General features: G+C 56.3%; 14 protein-coding genes and 1 other RNA gene. 7 read left to right on the plus strand and 8 right to left on the minus strand.

Annotated elements, in window-relative coordinates:
* Positions 1-40 precede the first annotated feature (40 nt).
* From nuoF to BN1127_RS18790, 7 genes are all read right to left on the minus strand, one after another.
* Positions 41-1426, minus strand: coding sequence for an NADH-quinone oxidoreductase subunit NuoF (gene nuoF, locus BN1127_RS18760; RefSeq protein WP_042650470.1), 1386 nt, complete (start codon positions 1424-1426; stop codon positions 41-43).
* The gene (nuoE, locus tag BN1127_RS18765; RefSeq protein WP_042650471.1) at positions 1423-1962 is read right to left on the minus strand and encodes an NADH-quinone oxidoreductase subunit NuoE; all 540 of its coding nucleotides are present in this window, start codon (positions 1960-1962) and stop codon (positions 1423-1425) included. The genes nuoF and nuoE overlap by 4 nt, the downstream gene beginning before the upstream one ends.
* Before the next feature lie 72 nt (positions 1963-2034).
* Entirely contained in the window at positions 2035-3840 is a 1806-nt protein-coding gene (gene nuoC / locus BN1127_RS18770; RefSeq protein WP_042650472.1) for an NADH-quinone oxidoreductase subunit C/D, read from the minus strand.
* A 2-nt stretch (positions 3841-3842) separates the two neighbouring features.
* Complete coding sequence (locus BN1127_RS18775) at positions 3843-4517, minus strand: NuoB/complex I 20 kDa subunit family protein (protein WP_005324228.1); 675 nt, start codon at positions 4515-4517, stop codon at positions 3843-3845.
* Positions 4518-4546: 29 nt separating this feature from the next.
* The gene (locus BN1127_RS18780; protein ID WP_025327214.1) at positions 4547-4951 is read right to left on the minus strand and encodes an NADH-quinone oxidoreductase subunit A; all 405 of its coding nucleotides are present in this window, start codon (positions 4949-4951) and stop codon (positions 4547-4549) included.
* Between the two features lie 258 nt (positions 4952-5209).
* Positions 5210-6088 carry a flagellar motor protein MotB gene (locus BN1127_RS18785; protein WP_042650473.1) on the minus strand — a complete coding sequence of 293 codons (879 nt, stop codon included), beginning with the start codon at positions 6086-6088 and terminating at the stop codon, positions 5210-5212.
* Entirely contained in the window at positions 6063-6821 is a 759-nt protein-coding gene (locus BN1127_RS18790) for a flagellar motor protein (protein ID WP_041205919.1), read from the minus strand. The genes BN1127_RS18785 and BN1127_RS18790 overlap by 26 nt, the downstream gene beginning before the upstream one ends.
* A gap of 203 nt (positions 6822-7024) precedes the next feature.
* Here BN1127_RS18790 and BN1127_RS18795 point away from each other — a divergent pair, with 203 nt between their 5' ends.
* The gene (locus BN1127_RS18795) at positions 7025-7189 is read left to right on the plus strand and encodes a hypothetical protein (RefSeq protein WP_156139788.1); all 165 of its coding nucleotides are present in this window, start codon (positions 7025-7027) and stop codon (positions 7187-7189) included.
* Here BN1127_RS18795 and BN1127_RS21855 read toward each other — a convergent pair.
* Positions 7181-7309: non-coding RNA, RtT sRNA (locus BN1127_RS21855), on the minus strand. The two genes, BN1127_RS18795 and BN1127_RS21855, sit on opposite strands and share 9 nt — an antisense overlap.
* Positions 7310-7843: 534 nt before the next feature.
* On the opposite strand from BN1127_RS21855, the gene BN1127_RS18800 reads away from it, so the two are divergent.
* From BN1127_RS18800 to BN1127_RS18825, 6 genes are read left to right on the plus strand one after another with little or no spacing between them, the layout of a single operon-like run.
* Positions 7844-8434: a restriction endonuclease subunit S gene (locus tag BN1127_RS18800; protein WP_231557518.1), complete on the plus strand. Its 591-nt coding sequence runs from the start codon at positions 7844-7846 to the stop codon at positions 8432-8434.
* 50 nt (positions 8435-8484) lie between these two features.
* Positions 8485-10023, plus strand: coding sequence for a type I restriction-modification system subunit M (locus BN1127_RS18805; RefSeq protein ID WP_042650476.1), 1539 nt, complete (start codon positions 8485-8487; stop codon positions 10021-10023).
* Positions 10020-11228 (plus strand): restriction endonuclease subunit S, encoded by a 1209-nt coding sequence (locus BN1127_RS18810; protein WP_042650477.1) that lies wholly within the window; start codon positions 10020-10022, stop codon positions 11226-11228. The genes BN1127_RS18805 and BN1127_RS18810 overlap by 4 nt, the downstream gene beginning before the upstream one ends.
* Before the next feature lie 23 nt (positions 11229-11251).
* Positions 11252-13084, plus strand: a complete 1833-nt coding sequence (locus BN1127_RS18815) for a DUF262 domain-containing protein (protein ID WP_042650478.1) — start codon at positions 11252-11254, stop codon at positions 13082-13084.
* A gap of 39 nt (positions 13085-13123) precedes the next feature.
* The gene (locus BN1127_RS18820; RefSeq protein WP_042650480.1) at positions 13124-16408 is read left to right on the plus strand and encodes a type I restriction endonuclease subunit R; all 3285 of its coding nucleotides are present in this window, start codon (positions 13124-13126) and stop codon (positions 16406-16408) included.
* 4 nt (positions 16409-16412) lie between these two features.
* Positions 16413-17204, plus strand: a complete 792-nt coding sequence (locus tag BN1127_RS18825; RefSeq protein WP_042650479.1) for a M48 family metallopeptidase — start codon at positions 16413-16415, stop codon at positions 17202-17204.
* Positions 17205-17913 lie beyond the last annotated feature (709 nt).

A 17913-nucleotide genomic window follows, 5' to 3' on the forward strand; every position in this document is an offset into this window, starting at 1 on the left:
GTTTTGTGAAATCGGCTATTGCCCGATGCGTCCTGACGTATTACCAGCGCTCGCCCAGCAGATTGGGCTGGATACCCTTGAACAGCTTGTGATTGTCATGGGGGGCCTTGACCCCGGCCTCGAACTCGGACCGGAAGTACTTCATGGCACTGCCAAGGGGCTCGACGGCGCCGGGGGCATGGGCACAGAAGGTCTTGCCTGGCCCCAGGAAGCTGACCAGCTGCTCCAGGGTGGCGAGATCCTCGGGTTGGCCTTCGCCTCGCTCCAGGGCCCGCAGGATCTTGACGCTCCAGGGCAGGCCGTCGCGGCAGGGGGTGCACCAGCCGCAGGATTCGCGGGCGAAGAACTCTTCCATGTTGCGCAAGAGGCCTACCATGTTGATGCTGTCATCCACCGCCATGGCGAGCCCGGTGCCCATGCGGGTGCCGACCTTGCCGATGCCGCCTGCGTACATCTGGGCATCTAGGTGCTCGGGCAGCAAGAAGCCGGTACCGGCGCCCCCCGGTTGCCACGCCTTGAGGCGATAGCCGGGCTTCATGCCGCCGGCGTACTCCTCGAACAGCTCGCGGGCTGTGATGCCGAACGGCAGCTCCCAGAGACCGGGGTTGTTCACCTTGCCGGAGAAGCCCATCAGCTTGGTGCCGTGATCCTCCGACCCCGGCAGCGCCAGTCCCTGATACCAGGAAACACCGTTGCCTATGATGGCGGGCACGTTGCACAGGGTCTCGACGTTGTTGACGCAGGTGGGTTTGCCCCAGACACCGGAAACGGCGGGGAAGGGGGGTTTGGCCCGCGGGTTGGCGCGGCGCCCTTCCAGGGAGTTGATGAGCGCCGTCTCTTCGCCACAGATGTAGCGGCCGGCGCCGGTGTGGACGAACAGCTCGAAGTCAAAACCCGAGCCCAAGATGTTCTTGCCAAGCAGCCCCGCGGCCTTGGCCTCTTCCACCGCGCGGCGCAGGTGGATGGCGGCATCCACGTACTCGCCGCGCAGGAAGATGTAGCCGCGATAGGCCTTGAGGGCCCGGGCACTGATGATCATCCCCTCGATCAGCAGGTGGGGCAGTTGCTCCATCAGCAGCCGATCCTTGTAGGTGTTCGGCTCCATCTCGTCGGCATTGCAGAGCAGGTAACGGATGTTCATGCTCTCGTCCTTGGGCATCAGGCCCCACTTCACCCCGGTGGAGAAGCCGGCACCGCCGCGCCCCTTGAGGCCAGCGTCCTTGACGGTACTGACGATATCATCCGGGCTCATCTGGCCCAGTGCCTTGCGGGCGGCTTCATAGCCCTGTTTGGCCTGATACTCCTCCAGCGACACCGGCTGGCCGTCGTCGCGCAGCCGCCAGGTGAGGGGATGGGTCTCGGGGACGCGGGGGATGCGGTTGGCGGTGCCGAGGGAGGTGAGTGTCTTGCCTGGCTGGGTGCTCATGGGTAAGCCTCCAGGGTTTTCAGCAACGTCACCGGATCGAGTCCGCCATAGGTATCGTCATCTATCATGATGGCCGGTCCCTTGTCGCAGTTGCCGAGGCAGCAGACCGGCAGCAGGGTGAAGCGGCCATCCGGGGAGGTCTGGCCGGGGGCCAGATTGACGACCTCTTTCAGACCGGCCAGCAGCTGCTCGTGGCCGTTGATGTAGCAGACCATGCTGTCGCAGACGCGGATGATGTGGCGACCCACCGGCTGGCGGAAGATCTGGCTGTAGAAGGTGGCGACCCCCTCCACGTCGCTGGCGGGGATGCCGAGTTCGGCACCGATGGCGTGAATGGCACCGTCGGGCACCCAGCCGCGGGCCTGCTGCACTATCTTGAGCGCTTCTATGCTGGCGGCACGGGGATCTTCGTAGTGGTGTTTCTCATGTTCGATGGCATCGCGCTCAGCCTGGCTCAGGACGAAATCGCCCTGCTGGCTGCTGCATGCCCCTTGCCCTTGGGGGGTCTGGTTATTGTGACACTGACATTGGCTCATGACTTGACCTTTTGTGGCTTTTCCCTTTACTGCGCGTCTTGCCCTTCGCCCCGTCGGCCGGGGCGAGAGGACTCAACGATCCACATCTGACATAACGAAATCGATACTGCCCAGGTAGACGATGAGGTCCGACACCATCTGGCCACGGATCACCGAGGGGATCTGCTGCAAGTGGGCAAAGCTCGGGGTCCGGATCCGGGTCCGGTAGCTCATGGTGGAGCCGTCGCTGGTCAGGTAGTAGCTGTTGACGCCCTTGGTCGCCTCTATCATCTGGAAGGACTCGGCGGCCGGCATCACCGGGCCCCATGACACTTGCAGGAAGTGGGTGATCAGGGTCTCGATGTCCTGCAGGGTGCGCTCTTTGGGGGGCGGCGTGGTGAGCGGGTGATCCGCCTTGAACGGCCCCGCCGGCATGTTCTTCATGCACTGCTCTATGATGCGCATGCTCTGGCGGATCTCCTCGATGCGCACGGTGGCGCGGTCGTAGGCATCCCCATTGCTGCCCACTGGCACCTCGAACTCGAACTGATCATAGCCGGAATAAGGGCGCCATTTGCGCACATCGAAGTTGAGGCCGGTGGCCCGCAGACCGCCCCCCGTGGTGCCCCAGGCGAGCGCCTGCGCCGTGTTGTAGGCGGCGACGCCGATGGTGCGACCGCGCAGTATGCTGTTGCGCATGGCGGCCTTTTCATACTCCATCAACCGCTTGGGCAGCCAGCTCAGCAGATTGTCCTGGATGAGACGGGCCCAGCCGGTGGGCAGATCGTGCGCCACACCGCCGATGCGGAACCAGGCCGGGTGCATGCGGGCGCCCGTGATGGCCTCGATGATGGTGTAGATCTTCTGCCGGTCGGTGAAAGTGAAGAAGACCGGGGTCATGGCCCCCACGTCCTGGATATAGGTGCCAAGGAACAGCAGGTGGCTCTGGATGCGGAACAGCTCCGCCATCATCACCCGGATCATGTCGACCCGGTTGGGTACTTTGATCCCCGCCAGCTTCTCGACCGCCAGCACATAGGGCAGGTTGTTCATCACCCCCCCCAGGTACTCGACCCGGTCGGTGTAGGGGATGTAGCTGTGCCAGGACTGGCGCTCGCCCATCTTCTCGGCACCGCGGTGGTGATAGCCGATGTCGGGCACGCAGTCGCGGATCTCTTCCCCGTCGAGCTGCAGCACCAGGCGGAAGGCGCCGTGGGCCGAGGGGTGGTTGGGGCCGAGGTTAAGGAACATGTAGTCCTCGTTCTCGTTGCCACGGGCCATGCCCCACTCTTCGGGCTTGAACAGCAGGTTGTCCTGCTCCTGATCCTGCTTGACCGCATCGAGCATGAAGGGATCGAACTCGGTGGCCCGGGCCGGGTAGTCCTTGCGCAGCGGGTGTCCCTGCCAGCTCTTGGGCATCATGATGCGGGTCAGATGGGGGTGACCGTCGAAGGTGATGCCCATCAGATCCCAGACTTCCCGCTCGTACCAGTTGGCGTTGGGGAAGTGGCGGCTGATGGTCGGCAGGTGCAGATCGCTCTCCATCAGCGGCACCTTCAGCATCACATCGGCGTTACGGTCGATGGAGATGAGGTGATAGAAGACGGTGAAGTCGCTGTCCGGCAGGCCGTGACGATGGCTGCGCATCCGCTCGTCGGTGGCGCTGAGATCAAACAGCATCACGAAGGGGGAGGGGAGCTTTTGCAAAAAGCCCATCACGTCCAGCAGCAGATCGCGGGAGAGCCAGATCACCGGCACCCCGGTGCGGGTGCTCTGCACCGTGAAGCGCTCTGCACCGAAGTGGGCAAAGAGTTCGCCGACCACCTGGGCATCGGCGTGATCCGCCGTCTGCCCCTGCGCCATGGTGTAGTTGCTTGGGAATTCTCGAGTCAGTTTCATGGTCAGATCTCATCCGGCGTGCGCAGGTTGGTGACTTGGATGCGCTCTTCCCGCTTGCGATCCTTCTCCGCCTGCATCTGGGGACGGTAGACCCCCTGATCGCCCACCACCCAGGAGAGGGGGCGGCGCTCCTTGCCGATGGAGTCTTGCAGCAGCATCAGGGCTTGCAGGAAGGCTTCGGGACGGGGCGGGCAGCCCGGGATGTAGACGTCGACAGGCAGGAACTTGTCCACCCCCTGCACCACGGAATAGATGTCATACATGCCGCCCGAGTTGGCACAGGCCCCCATGGAGATGACCCACTTGGGTTCGAGCAGTTGTTCATAGAGGCGCTGGATGACCGGCGCCATCTTGATGAAGGGAGTCCCTGCGATCACCATGAAATCCGCCTGACGTGGCGAAGCCCGGATGACTTCGGCGCCGAAGCGGGCCACGTCATGGGGGGAGGTGAAGGCGGTACACATCTCCACATAGCAGCAGGAGATGCCGAAGTTGTAGGGCCAGAGGGAATTCTTGCGGCCCCAGTTGACGGTGTCTTGCAGCACCTCTTCGAGGCGCCCGATCATGATGCCGCGGGTCGCCTGCTGCGCCAGCGGGTCATCGACGGTCTGGCGCTGTTCCTGGGGGTAGCGCTCAACGGGCGCATCCGGGTCAATCCGGGTCAGGGTGTACTTCATGGTGCAACCTCAAAGGGATAATCGGTAAATCAGTCTGGCTTCTTGTCAGTCAGGACGCGTTTCTTCGGGGCCCAGTCGAGAGCACCGATGCGCCACAGGTAGATGAGGCCTACCAGCAGCAGGGTGATGAAGATGGTGGCTTCGATGAAACCGACCCAGCCGCTCTCCCGAACGGAGACGGACCAGGCGAAGAGATAGAGCGCCTCGACGTCGAAGATGACGAAGAACATGGCGACCAGATAGAACTTGGCGGAGAAACGCAGACGGGCATTGCCGACGGAGTCGATGCCCGATTCGAAGGGCCTGTTTTTGGCACGGCCATAGGCTCGTCCCCCCAGCAAGGCGGCGACGCCTATCATGGTCAGACAGATGCAGATGGCCCCAATGACGTAGACAGCAAAGGCCCAATGCTGGACAGCAATATCAGCAAACATATAGGTTTTCCCTAACCGAATTAATCATGTGACTTAACAAGGATGCTACGTAGTATGCCACTTTCATACTGATTTACATGTCATTTCAAAGGATTAATTATTAATCAATAGGGGGAAAATCGCGTTTTGCTAGCGGGGTCAATTTTCTCATTTGAGAATCATTTTCAATTGCTTTTGCGCGGTGAGAGAAATGGCGAAATGGTGCAAAAAACAAACTAATCGACAAAACGAAAGACCCCGCATGGCGGGGTCTTTTCATCAGGGGGCGAGGAGGGGAAGGGCCTGCTCTGCCGCCTTGCCCTGGGAGAGCACTATCTCCACCCGGCGGTTGGCCTGGCGATGGGCCGGGGTGTCGTTGGCAAAGCGGGGCTGGGTGTCCGCCACGCCTTGGGCGATGACGCGACGTGAATCCAGCTTGGGGTTGGTGAGCAGGGTATGGACTATGGTGGCGGCTCGCAGCACCGACAGCTCCCAGTTGTTGCGATAGAGCTCCACCGGGGCCTGGGAGTTGTCGGTATGGCCAGTAACCACCACCATGCCAGGAATATCGGCCAGCACGTCGGAGACCTTGTTGACCAGGGGGATGAACTGGGGCTGCAGGAAGGCCGAGTCGGCCGGGAACAGGGTCTTCTCGCCGATGCGGATCACCAGCTGGCTGCCGAGCTGTTCCACCTCGATCTCCTTGGATTCAATCTGGCTCTTGAGCTGCTGATCCAGTTTTTGCTTGGTGAGGGTGGCCCACTCCTGCTCCTTGGTCTTGTGGGGCCATGACTCGGTGGCGCTGGGTTTCTCCGAGGCGCCTATGGTCTCGTTGAAGGGATCGGCTGCGGCGGCCGGCGCCTGGGTGTCCAGCACTTCCTCCTTCTGGGAGGTGCCCGGCGTGGTCTTGGACTCCGGCTCCAGAATGCCGGTCCCCCCCTGCATCACGGGAGAACCGGCGGGCAGAGAGATGAGGCCTATCTTGCCAAGCGACTCGATAAAGCCCTGGATCAGCACCCGGGTCTCCGATTGCTTGGCCATGGCGAAGGAGTAGAGCACCACGAACAGGGCAAACAGCAGGGTCATGAAGTCGGCATAGGAGACCAGCCAGCGCTCATGGTTCTCCGGTGCCTCAGCCTTTTTCTTTTTCGCCACCATGGCCTCCGAGGTAGGGTTCAAGGGTCACTTGCAGCCGCTGTTGTGACTCGCCGTCCACTATGCAGAGGATGCCGGTCAGGGTCATCTCCTTGTAGTGGCGGATCTGGTGGGCGAAGCCCTTGTAGCGGTTGCCAAAGGGCAGGAAGATCAGGTTGGCGGCGCCGACCCCGTAGATGGTGGCGATGAAGGCCACCGCGATGGCACCACCGAGCTTGTCCGGTGCATCCAGCAGCCCCATGGCGTGAATGAGGCCGAACACGGCCCCGACTATCCCCATGGTCGGGCAGTAGCCCCCCATGGCCTCGTAGAATTTGACGGTCTGCTCGAGATCTTCCTGCTCGAATTCGATCTCGTTTTCCAGCACCTCGTGGATCTTGGTCTTCTCGTAGCCATCTACCATCATCTGCACCCCTTTTTGCAGGAAGGGATCCTTGATGTCATCGATCATCCCCTCCAGTGCCAGCATGCCGCTGCGCCGGGCGTTGCCTGCCAGGGTCTCCAGTAGCTGAGCCTGCTCCAGCATGTCGAGGCGCAGGGGAGAGATGAGCCACTTGAAGCGCTTGAAGGTTTTGCCGACCACGGAGAAGGGGAACTGGGTCAGTGCGGCTCCCACGGTTCCCCCGATCACGATGAGAAAGGCGGGGAGATCGAGCAGGGCGCTGGGATGCCCCCCCTCGATGAGGTTGCCGCCCAGGATGGCAGCCAGGGCCAGCAGCAAACCGATAAGACTCATTTGTCCATATCCCTATGCGATGTGTGTGGCTAGTGTAGCTATTTAACTATCAGTTTTTCAAAACGAAATACAATCGGTGAGCAATATCCGAAAGGATACCGATATGGCTCCACCTTCCTGTGTCGGCCGCGAGTCGCGGGATCATGAGGGCTGGCGGACGTGAACATGGCTGCAAGGCTGCAACCGGGCAGGGTGGCATCCTGATGAAATGGGAGAATGGCCCTGAAATATCGGTGATGAAAAAGGATGGAATGGTATGCGAGGGCTTGTGGTGGCGGTTGACCTTCTCCCCCTCGGTGCTTGCGTGTATCGGCGAAGACCAAAAGCAAAAAACCGACCCTGAGGTCGGTTTTTCAATTTGGCGGTGAGGGAGGGATGATTTGCCACTGCGTGGCTCACCCCTTTGGGGCGGCCTCTGGCCGTTCATCGCGGCAAGCCGCTCTGCTCGAACCCGGCGAGGGTTCTCACCCTCCCTCTATGCGCATCAGGGAACACGGTAGCCCAGATGCAAAAAACCGACCCTGAGGTCGGTTTTTTATAATTTGGCGGTGAGGGAGGGATTCGAACCCTCGTGCTCGTACTTCACAGCACAAATATAACCTTCAATTTCAATAGCTTACGCAATGATTTGTCGCAATAAAAGCAGCGTGATTGTCTCAGGTAATTGCTATGAGACTTATCGTACTTTTATATAGAAAATTAATGAAATGTCAACCACATAGGTTGTGGCAATTCACTGCGTTGTTGATCACGGACAATTAAGTTGGAAACCGTGATATTGCAGTTGGAAACTCAACGGCCCTGCAACAGCAGGGCCTTTTTATTTTTTGCGGTGATTAACTGTAATTAAATTACAAAAAGATCTCTGTTGGATCTTTCAGGCTGGTCAAGGTCTACCTCTTGCCAATGGTACACACATAAGCATCATCGTCACTGATGCAAAAAAAGATACAGTGGTATTGACGCAGCAGTGTCATATGCGACACACTGTAACTGCATCATTAACGATGAAGAGATTTTTTGTGAAGCTGAACCAAATTGCCACCATCAGTGCTGGGCACCCCTATCGCGGCAAGATCCCGGAGATCGATTCCGGCATCATGGCCGTGGTGCAGATGAGAGATGCCTCGCCAGAAGGGGGGGTTGACTGGTCTGCCTGCCTTCGTTCTGAGCCTACCAGCAAGAAGGAGCCTGATTGGCTGCAAACCGGCGATATCCTGGTGGCGGCCCGTGGCAGCACTAACTATGCCGTGCTGGTCGATACCGGGCTTGCACCATTGCCCGCCGTAGCCGCCCCTCACTTCTATGTGGTGCGGTTGCATAGCGAGGCACTCAGTCCCGAATTTCTGGCATGGCAGCTCAATCAGTCCCCTTGTCAGCGCTACTTCGAGCTTCACGCCGAAGGCAGCGCGGCAAAAAGTATTCGCCGTCAGGTGTTGGAGGAGGCCCCTATCGGTATCCCATCTCTTGCGAGACAGGCCGCCATCATGAAGCTGGCCCACAGCCTGCGTGAAGAACGAAATCTGATGCAACAACTGCAACGTAACGGCGAGCAGATGATGCAGGCCATCGCTGCTAGCCTGCTCGAACAATCCGATCAGCTAGCGAAATAGTTTCGTTGAGCAGCCCATTTTTCCAAGAAATACCCAAGGAATTGTGACTTATGACTACCTCGATAAACCAGGACGATATCAACAAGGCCCTCTGGTCTGCCTGCGATACCTTCCGTGGCACTGTCAGCCCTGATACCTATAAAGATTTCGTGCTCACCATGCTGTTCCTGAAATACATCTCCGATGTCTGGCAGGATCACTACGATGGCTACAAGGCTGAATATGGCGATGAGCCGGAGCTCATTGAAGAGATGCTCAAAAACGAGCGTTTCGTGTTGCCCAAACAGGCCAGTTTCTACAGCCTGTTCGAGCGTCGTCACGAGCCGGGCAACGGCGAGCGGATCGATCAGGCGCTGCATGCCATCGAAGAGGCCAATGGCACCAAGCTCAAAGACGCGGGTAAGAGCGTGTTTCAGGACATCAGCTTCAACACCGACCGCCTCGGCGAAGAGAAGCAGAAGAACACCATACTGCGCCATCTGATGGAAGACTTTGCCAAGGATGAGCTCAACCTCAAGCCCAGCCGGGTCGGCACCCTGGATGTGATCGGCAACGCCTATGAGTATCTCATCAAAAACTTCGCCGCCAGCGGCGGCCAGAAGGCGGGGGAGTTCTATACCCCGCCCGAAGTTTCCGATCTTATCGCCGAGTTGCTGGAGCCGATGCCGGGCGACACCATCTGCGATCCGGCCTGTGGCTCGGGGTCGCTGTTGATGAAGTGCGGCCGCAAGGTGGTGGCAAACCATGGCGAGAAGCACTACGCCCTCTACGGTCAGGAGGCTATTGGCTCTACCTGGTCGCTGGCCAAGATGAACATGTTCCTGCACGGGGAAGACAACCACAAGATCGAGTGGGGCGACACCATCCGCAACCCCAAGCTGCTCGATAAAAACGGCGATCTGATGCGCTTTGATATCGTGACCGCCAACCCGCCATTTTCGCTGGATAAATGGGGTTATGAGGAAGCGGGAAATGATAAGTTCGGTCGCTTCAAGCGCGGGCTTCCACCCAAGACCAAGGGGGATTATGCCTTTATCCTCCATATGATTGAGACCCTCAAACCCAAGAGTGGCCGCATGGGGGTGGTGGTGCCTCACGGCGTGCTGTTCCGAGGTTCCAGCGAGGGGAAAATTCGCCAGCAGTTGATCGACGAGAACCTGCTCGATGCGGTGATCGGCCTGCCGGAGAAGCTCTTCTACGGCACCGGCATCCCCGCCGCCATCCTGATCTTTAAAAAGCAGAAGGTGGACGACAATGTGCTGTTTATCGACGCCAGCCGCGAGTTTAAGGCGGGTAAAAACCAGAACCTGCTAAGCGCGGACAATATCGCCAAGATAGTCAAAACCTATCGCAATGGCGGCAATGTCGATAAATATGCCTATCTTGCCTCGCTGAAAGAGATCAAGGAGAACGACTACAACCTCAATATCCCCCGTTATGTAGATACCTTCGAAGAAGAGGAGGAGATCGATCTGCTGGCGGTGCGGGCCGAGCGGGAGCAGCTGAAAGCCCAGCTGACCGAGCTGGAAAGCGAGATGGCCAAGTATCTGGAGGAGCTGGGATACTGCTCACAAGGTGGTTTGAAATGAAACTTCCAGATAGCTGGCACAAAAGCCCTCTGGGCGAATTATTCAAAAAAATTGTAGTAGGATACGTTGGTAATGTTAACGATCATTACTGTGATGCGTCGAGGGGAGTTCCATTTTATCGAACGCTTAATATTCGAGATGGTTACTTTCGTCATGATGAAATTCGTCATGTCACAAAAGAATTCAATGATAAGAATAAAAAATCACAAATTGAAAATGATGACATAGTGATTGCAAGAGTTGGTGCCAATCTTGGTATGGTCTGCAAGGTAAGCGGCCTTAACGGTATGGCAAACATGGCGAATGCCATCATTATAAAGAACAAGTCAGCGAAAAATGCCAGCTCTGACTTCTATACATATTTCCTTCTTTCTCCATATGGGAAATCACAGATATATGCGGGGGCCGCAGGTGGCGCTCAAGGTGTATTCAACACAAAACTAACTCAAGAAATTAGTGTTCCGGTTCCGCCACTCCCCGAACAAAAGAAAATCGCCCAAATCCTCTCTACTTGGGACAAGGCTATCACTACCACCGAGCAACTGCTGGCCAATAGCCAGCAGCAGAAAAAGGCGCTGATGCAGCAACTGCTCACCGGAAAAAAACGCCTGCTGGATAGCAATGGGATGAGGTTTAGTGGGGAGTGGAAGTCGTACCATTTGTCTCATGTGGCTGTAATTGTGATGGGCTCATCACCTAAATCTGAAGCATACAACGAAAATGGAATTGGCCTTCCTTTACTTCAAGGAAATGCAGATATAAAAAATCGCATTTCGGCCCCAAGGGTTTTTACTTCTGAAATCACAAAAGAGTGTGAAATCGGTGACATATTAATAAGTGTTCGAGCCCCTGTTGGAACCGTTGCTATATCTGAGCATAAAGCTTGTATTGGTCGAGGAATAGCCGCATTGCATGCCAGACCTAATTTTGACCAAAGCTTTATCTATCAATTCCTCCTTTGGTTCGAACCGAAGTGGGGCTCTCTTTCCCAAGGAAGTACCTTCGAGTCAATAAATAGTGATGACATAAAAAATCTGAAGATTAAGGTGCCTAATTTTGGCGAGCAACAAAAAATCGCCGCCGTACTTTCCACTGCCGATCAGGAAATCTCTGCTTTGCAACAAAAGCTCGACGCCTTAAAGCAAGAGAAAAAAGCTCTGATGCAGCAACTGCTGACAGGTAAGCGCCGAGTTTCGGTCAACTGAGTCGGATAAAAAAGGAGGTTTGCATGAGCAAACTGGAAAACAAAATTGAAGCCTGCCACCGCAATTTGTTTGATGTACTGAATCAGCAGAAATACACGGTCGACTACTTCCAGCGCGAGTACAGCTGGGGCGAAAAGCACATCGAAGAGCTAGTAACGGATTTAACCTCGGCTTTTCTGGCTGAGTACACGCCCGGCGATAAGCGTGAACAGGGTGAGCAGTACAACAACTATTACCTTGGCCCATTTGTGGTCAGCAGCAAGGACGGCAAGCGCAGTATTATCGACGGTCAGCAACGCTTAACCTCGCTGACGCTATTCCTGATTTACCTGCACAATTTACAGAAAGAGCTTGGCTACAGCGAAAAAATCGAACCGATGATTTTTTCCGAATTGCGCGGCAGCAAGTCGTTCAACATCACCGTGGAAGAGCGCATTCCTTGTCTGGAGAGTTTGTTCAATCAGGGCGACTACCAACCAGATGACACTGCTACTGAATCCACCCGTAACATGGCCGAACGGTATCAGGACATTGTGCGGGCTTTTCCGGAAGACCTCAAAGACGATGCCTTTCCGTTTTTTATCGACTGGCTGAAGTATAACGTGATCATGGTGGAAATCATCGCTTACTCGGATGAGAACGCGTACACCATTTTTGAAACCATGAACGACCGGGGCCTGAACCTGACCCCCTCGGAAATGCTGAAGGGCTATGTGTTGTCACGATTTGACCACCCTGCCAAGCGGCACAGCGCTAACGAGCTCTGGAAGCAGAGCATGTTGCAGCTGAAAGCCTACGAGAAAGACGAAGACCAGCGTTTCTTCCAATCCTGGTTGCGAGCCCGTTATGCCGACAGTATCCGCCCCGGTAAGGCCGGTTCCAAAAACGAAGATTTTGAGAAAATCGGCACCCGCTTTCACAGCTGGGTACGCGACAATTTGGATAAGGTCGGGCTGGATGCCAATGATGGCAACAGCTTCGAACGCTTTATGCAGCAAGATTTACGCTTTTACCTGAAAGCCTACCTGCGCATTCTCGATGCCGAGCGCACCTTAACTGATGGCCTTGAACCTGTATATTACATTAATCACTGGGGCATAGCTCCGACGCTCAGTTACCCCTTAATGCTGGCCGCCCTGAATACCGATGATGACGACAGCACGGTGGCGGCAAAGATCAGTACCGTGGCGGCTTATATAGAAACCTTTGTGGTGCGTCGTTCTATCAATTTCCGCAACTTTTCTGCCAGCTCTATCCGCTACACCATGTACAGCCTGGTCAAAGAGCTACGCGGACTGGATTTACCGGCATTGCAGGCCTTGCTGACGCAAAAACTGGCGGACATGAAAGAGTCGTTTGAGGGCATGGACAAGTTCCGCATGCATGGCCAGAACAAGCGTTTTGTGAAGTTTTTATTAGCCCGTATGACGGCCTGGTGTGAGCAGCAGGCCGGTATGAGCACCAATTTTGTTACCTACTACCAGCCCGGCAGTGGTAAACCCTTCGAGGTAGAACACATCTGGGCTGACAAGTTTTCCCGGCACAAGGACGAGTTTGAGCAGGAGCACGAGTTCCAAAACTACCGTAACCGGCTGGGTGATCTGGTGTTGCTGCCGCGTGGCACCAATCAGTCTTACGGCGATTTGCCATATGCCGAGAAACAGCCGCACTACATTAAGGAAAACCTGTTGGTGAAGTCTCTCAGCCCGCTGGCTTATGAGAACAACCCGAATTTCCAAGCGCTGTCGCGCCAGCACAACCTACCATTCAGCGCGCATCCGCAGTTCAAAAAGCAGGATATTGAAGCCCGTCAGGCGTTGTACCAGGCAATATGCGAACGCATCTGGCCGGAGTAGCCGATTTGCCATGGCTGAAACAACAAGGAATAACGATTGATGGCTGAATATTACGCCCCAAAATTTCAGGAAGAATACAGCGCCAAGATCCCGGCTCTGACCCTGCTTACCCAGTTGGGCTGGACGTTTCTCTCCCCCGAACAGGCGCTGGTGGCGCGGGATGGCAAGGCCGATCAGGTGGTGCTGCGTCAACAGCTACGCAGCGTACTGGCCGAGCGCACCTTTGTGTTTGCGGGCAAGACCTATCCGCTGTCCCCCAAGTCAGTGGACAATCTGGTGAGCGAGCTGTGCAGCCCGGCCCTGAATGAAGGGTTGCAGGCGGCCAACGAGCGGCTCTATAACCACTTGCTCTATGGCATGTCCGTCACCGAATTTGTCGATGGCAAGAAGGTGAGCCCCACCATCCCCCTGATTGACTGGCACAACCCGCACAACAACCGCTTCACCTTTACCGAAGAGTTTTGGGTCACCCGCGCAGGCGGCATCGAGTCGCGTCGCCCGGATATCGTCTGCTTCGTCAATGGCTTGCCCCTGGTGGTGATCGAGGCCAAGCGCCCGGATGGCAACGCCAAAAAAGGGCCGACCATCAAGGAGGGGATCTCCCAAAGCCTGCGCAACCAGCGCCCCGACGAGATCCCGCTGCTGTTTGCCTACAGCCAGTTACTGCTCTCTATCAATGGCATCGAGGGGCGATATGGCACCTGCGGTACGCCGGAGAAGTTCTGGGCCGCCTGGCGTGAGGAGGACATCGGCGATGGTGCGATGACAGCCATCAAGAATCAGCCGCTCTCATCCGAACAACGCTCTGCCCTGTTTAGCCACCGACCCGCCGCCGATCTGGACTGGTATCAGTCGCTGGTTGCGGCTGGCGAGCTGGCTGTCAGTGATCAGGATCGGTTGCTCATCAGCCTGCTCTCCCCAGACCGGCTGCTGGAGATGACCCGCCTGTTCACCCTGTTTGACAAGAAGGCGGGCAAGATAGTCGCCCGTTACCAGCAGGTGTTTGGCATCAAGCGGTTGATCGAGCGTATCAACCAGAAACGCCCCGATGGCGGGAGAGAAGGTGGGGTGATCTGGCACACCACCGGTTCGGGCAAGTCGTTCACCATGGTGTTCCTCAGCAAGGCGCTGATCCTGCACGACAGTTTGAAACAGTGTCGCCTGCTGGTGGTGACCGACCGGGTGGATCTGGAAAGCCAGCTCAGCAAGACCTTTGCTTCTAGCGGTGAACTCGCGGGCAAGAAGGATAAAGAGGCGGCCATGGCTACCTCGGGCAAGCGGCTGGCCGAGCAGATCGGCAAGGGCAGCGAGCGGATCATCTTCTCGCTTATTCAGAAGTTCAACTCAGCGACCAAGTTGCCGGAGTGCATCAATAAGAGCCCGGATCTCATCGTGTTGATCGATGAGGGCCACCGCAGCCAGGGAGGCGAGAACCATATCCGCATGAAGCAGGCGCTGCCCAATGCCGCCTTTGTCGCCTTTACCGGCACACCGCTGCTCAAGGATGACAAGACCACCAACAAGTTTGGCCCCATCGTCCATGCCTACACCATGCAGCGGGCGGTCGAGGACAAAACGGTGACGCCGCTGCTCTATGAGGAGCGCATCCCCGATCTGGAGGTCAACGAGAGGGCTATCGACAGCTGGTTTGAGCGCATCACCCAGGGGTTAAACGAGCAGCAGCAGGCCGATCTGAAACGCAAATTTGCCCGCAAGGGCGAAATCTACAGCGCAGAGGACCGCATCAAGCTGATTGCGTTCGATATCGCCAGTCACTTTTCTACCAATATCGATGAAGGGCTCAAGGGACAGCTGGCCTGTGACAGCAAGGCATCGGCGGTGCTCTATAAAAAGTACCTCGACGAGGCGGGGCTGTTCGAGTCGGCGGTGGTGATGAGCCCGCCCGACAGCCGGGAAGGCAACACCGAGGTCGATGAATCGACCACACCGCTGGTTACTCAGTGGTGGAAGGAGAATGTCGGCACTCAGGATGAGCAGGTGTATTCCAAAGCGCTTATCGAACGCTTTGCTGATGAGAATGACCCCCTCAAGTTGCTGGTCGTGGTGGACAAGTTGCTGACCGGCTTCGATGAACCAAAGAACACAGTGCTCTATATCGACAAGCCACTCAAAGAGCACAACCTGATCCAGGCGATTGCGCGGGTCAACCGGCTGCACCCGAAGAAGAAATTTGGTCTGCTTATTGACTATCGCGGCATCTTATCCGAGCTGGATACCACCATCGGTAAGTATCAGGATCTCGCTTCCCGTACTCAGGGTGGCTATGACGTTGACGACCTCAAAGGCCTCTACAACCAGATGGGCACCGAGTACAAGCGGCTGCCACAGCTCTATCAGGCCCTGTGGGGCATCTTCGCCGGGGTAAAGAACAAACAGGATATCGAGCAACTGCGTCAAGTGCTGGTGCCCAAGATGGAGGAACTGGACGGCGAACTGGTGGATGTGAACCTCAAGGTGCGAGAAGACTTCTACGAGGCGCTCACGGCATTTGCCAGTTGCCTGAAAGTGGCGTTGCAGTCGGCCTCTTTCTTCGAGGACAGCGCCTTTAGCGAGGAGGATCGCCGTCACTACAAGGAGACGGTGAAACAGCTCTCCAGCCTGCGCCAGCTGGTGCAGCAGGATGCTGGTGAGAAGGTGGACTACGACGAATATGCCGAGCAGGTGAAGAAGCTGCTGGATAAGCATGTGGTTGGTGTAGAGGTCAAAGAGCCTGGTGGCGTCTATGAAGTCGGCAAGATGGGTCAGCAGCAGCCAGAAGAGTGGAACGAGAACAAGACCCGTAACGAGACCGACATCATCAAAACGCGGGTCACCCGCATGATTGAGCAGGAGCTACGAGATGACCCTTACGCCCAGGAAGCCTTTTCCAAGTTGTTGCGTCAGGCCATCGAGGAGGCCGAGAAGCTGTTCGAACACCCGCTCAAGCAGTACATGCTGTTTCGGGAGTTCGAAGAGCAGGTGCAGGAGCGGCGTCTCAGCGATATGCCCGATGCCTTTGCGGGTCATCGTCACGCGCAGGCCTACTTTGGCGTGTTCAAGAAGGTGCTGCCTGAGGTGTTTGCCATTACCGACAGCCAGGTACAGGAGAAGTGGATAAAGTTGGCCTTCGAGATCGATACGGTCGTGGATGCGTCGGTGGCCGAGCACTCCATCAACCCGCAGAACATCGAGGCGGGTATTCGTAAGCAACTGTTGCCACGCATGTTCCAGGAGTGCAAAAACATCGGCAGTGGTATGGAGCAGGCCAAAAAGATCGTCGAGATGGTGGTGCAGATCACCCGAGTCGGCTTGAGCGGAGTCTGATCAGATGAATGTGCCTATTCGGGCCAAGGGCGATGCTCAGGCCCAGGCTCCAGCTCCATCCTTTAGCTTTCGCTATGGCGATGAGCGGATCGCCTTCGAGCGGGTGCAACGGAGACAGGCTAGCGGCAAGGTGCTTATCAAGGTGCATCCCGATTGCCGCGTCGTGGTCTCGGCCCCGCGTGAGGCGGCTGATGATGCGGTTCTCGCAGCGGTCAAGCAGCGCGGACGCTGGATCTACGAACAGTTACGCGACTTTCGCCAGCAGTTGGAGCACGTCACCCCACGCCAGTACATCAGTGGGGAAAGTCACTATTACCTCGGCAAGCAGTACCTGCTCAAGGTGATCGAAGCCCCTGATTCGGTGCAGGGGGTCAAAATGCTGCGTGGCAAGTTGGAGGTGTCGGTCAGGAGTCCAGTCACTGATAGCGCAAAGAGAGCCGAGAAAGTCCAGGCACTGCTTGCTGACTGGTACAAGGCCCGTGCCAGGGAGGTGTTTGCCAGACGCCTCAACGCCATGCTGGATCAAGCCATCTGGGTCACGGGCATACCAGCACTACGCATCCTGACTATGCAGACACAGTGGGGCAGTTGTTCCCCCCATGGCCGGATCACGCTCAACCCACATTTGGTCAAAGCACCCCGCGAGTGTATCGATTACGTGATCCTGCACGAGCTCTGCCATATCGCCGAGCACAACCACAGCGAGCACTTTTACCGGCTGATGGGTCAGGTGATGCCCGGTTGGGAAAAGACCAAAGCGCGGCTGGATGGGATGGCTAATCGCTTGTTGACGTGAGTTATCAGCTCGTCAGTCACCCACAGCCCGGCAGGCCACCCTTGCCGGGCTGAATTTTTTGGTGTGGATGCATTGATTGCTCTTCGCATGGAGCCTTTTGTAGGGTAATCCCTCCCCGAAAAACTGGGGTGCTTATAAGTACAATTTTCTCGTATCTTGAACGCACCCGCGCCAGTAACTTGGCCGACGGGTCTCTCCTAACGAGTACAGAGTTGACCGTTAATACACTGATATGAGTTCTTATTGATCAGCCTGCGCAGCTAAACTCTGGATCGTATATTCACATAGAACGCAGTTCTATGTGGAATTTATGAAAGTAAAGACCGCTTTTCGATGAGACGCCTTTTTACAAATGGCGATAAGGAGGATCGCGCACTGAAAAAGAGGCAGCGTGAAGTTCAATCCCAGCCAGTAAAATAATAAAACCGTTTTTTTGTTTTCATGAAAAAATTCCTTTTTTATTTGAAAACAAACGGGGGGGTTAGATTTTTTTAAAATTAATACTTGATGCTTTCATACCTACTTATTTTCGAGATGTCAACCGATGAGGATAAGAGTAGATTTATCCTCATCGAGCCGGGGGATTGTTAAGGGGGTGCAATATATCACATGCAATACTTATATATATGTAGTTCATTGCACCATTGCATCCAATTAATTGGCGGATGTGGATGAATCTGCTAAATGTTTGATAGCAATGCCATCTGTT

The sequence above is a fragment of the Aeromonas media genome (assembly GCF_000819985.1).
In the GTDB taxonomy this organism is placed as follows: domain Bacteria; phylum Pseudomonadota; class Gammaproteobacteria; order Enterobacterales; family Aeromonadaceae; genus Aeromonas; species Aeromonas media.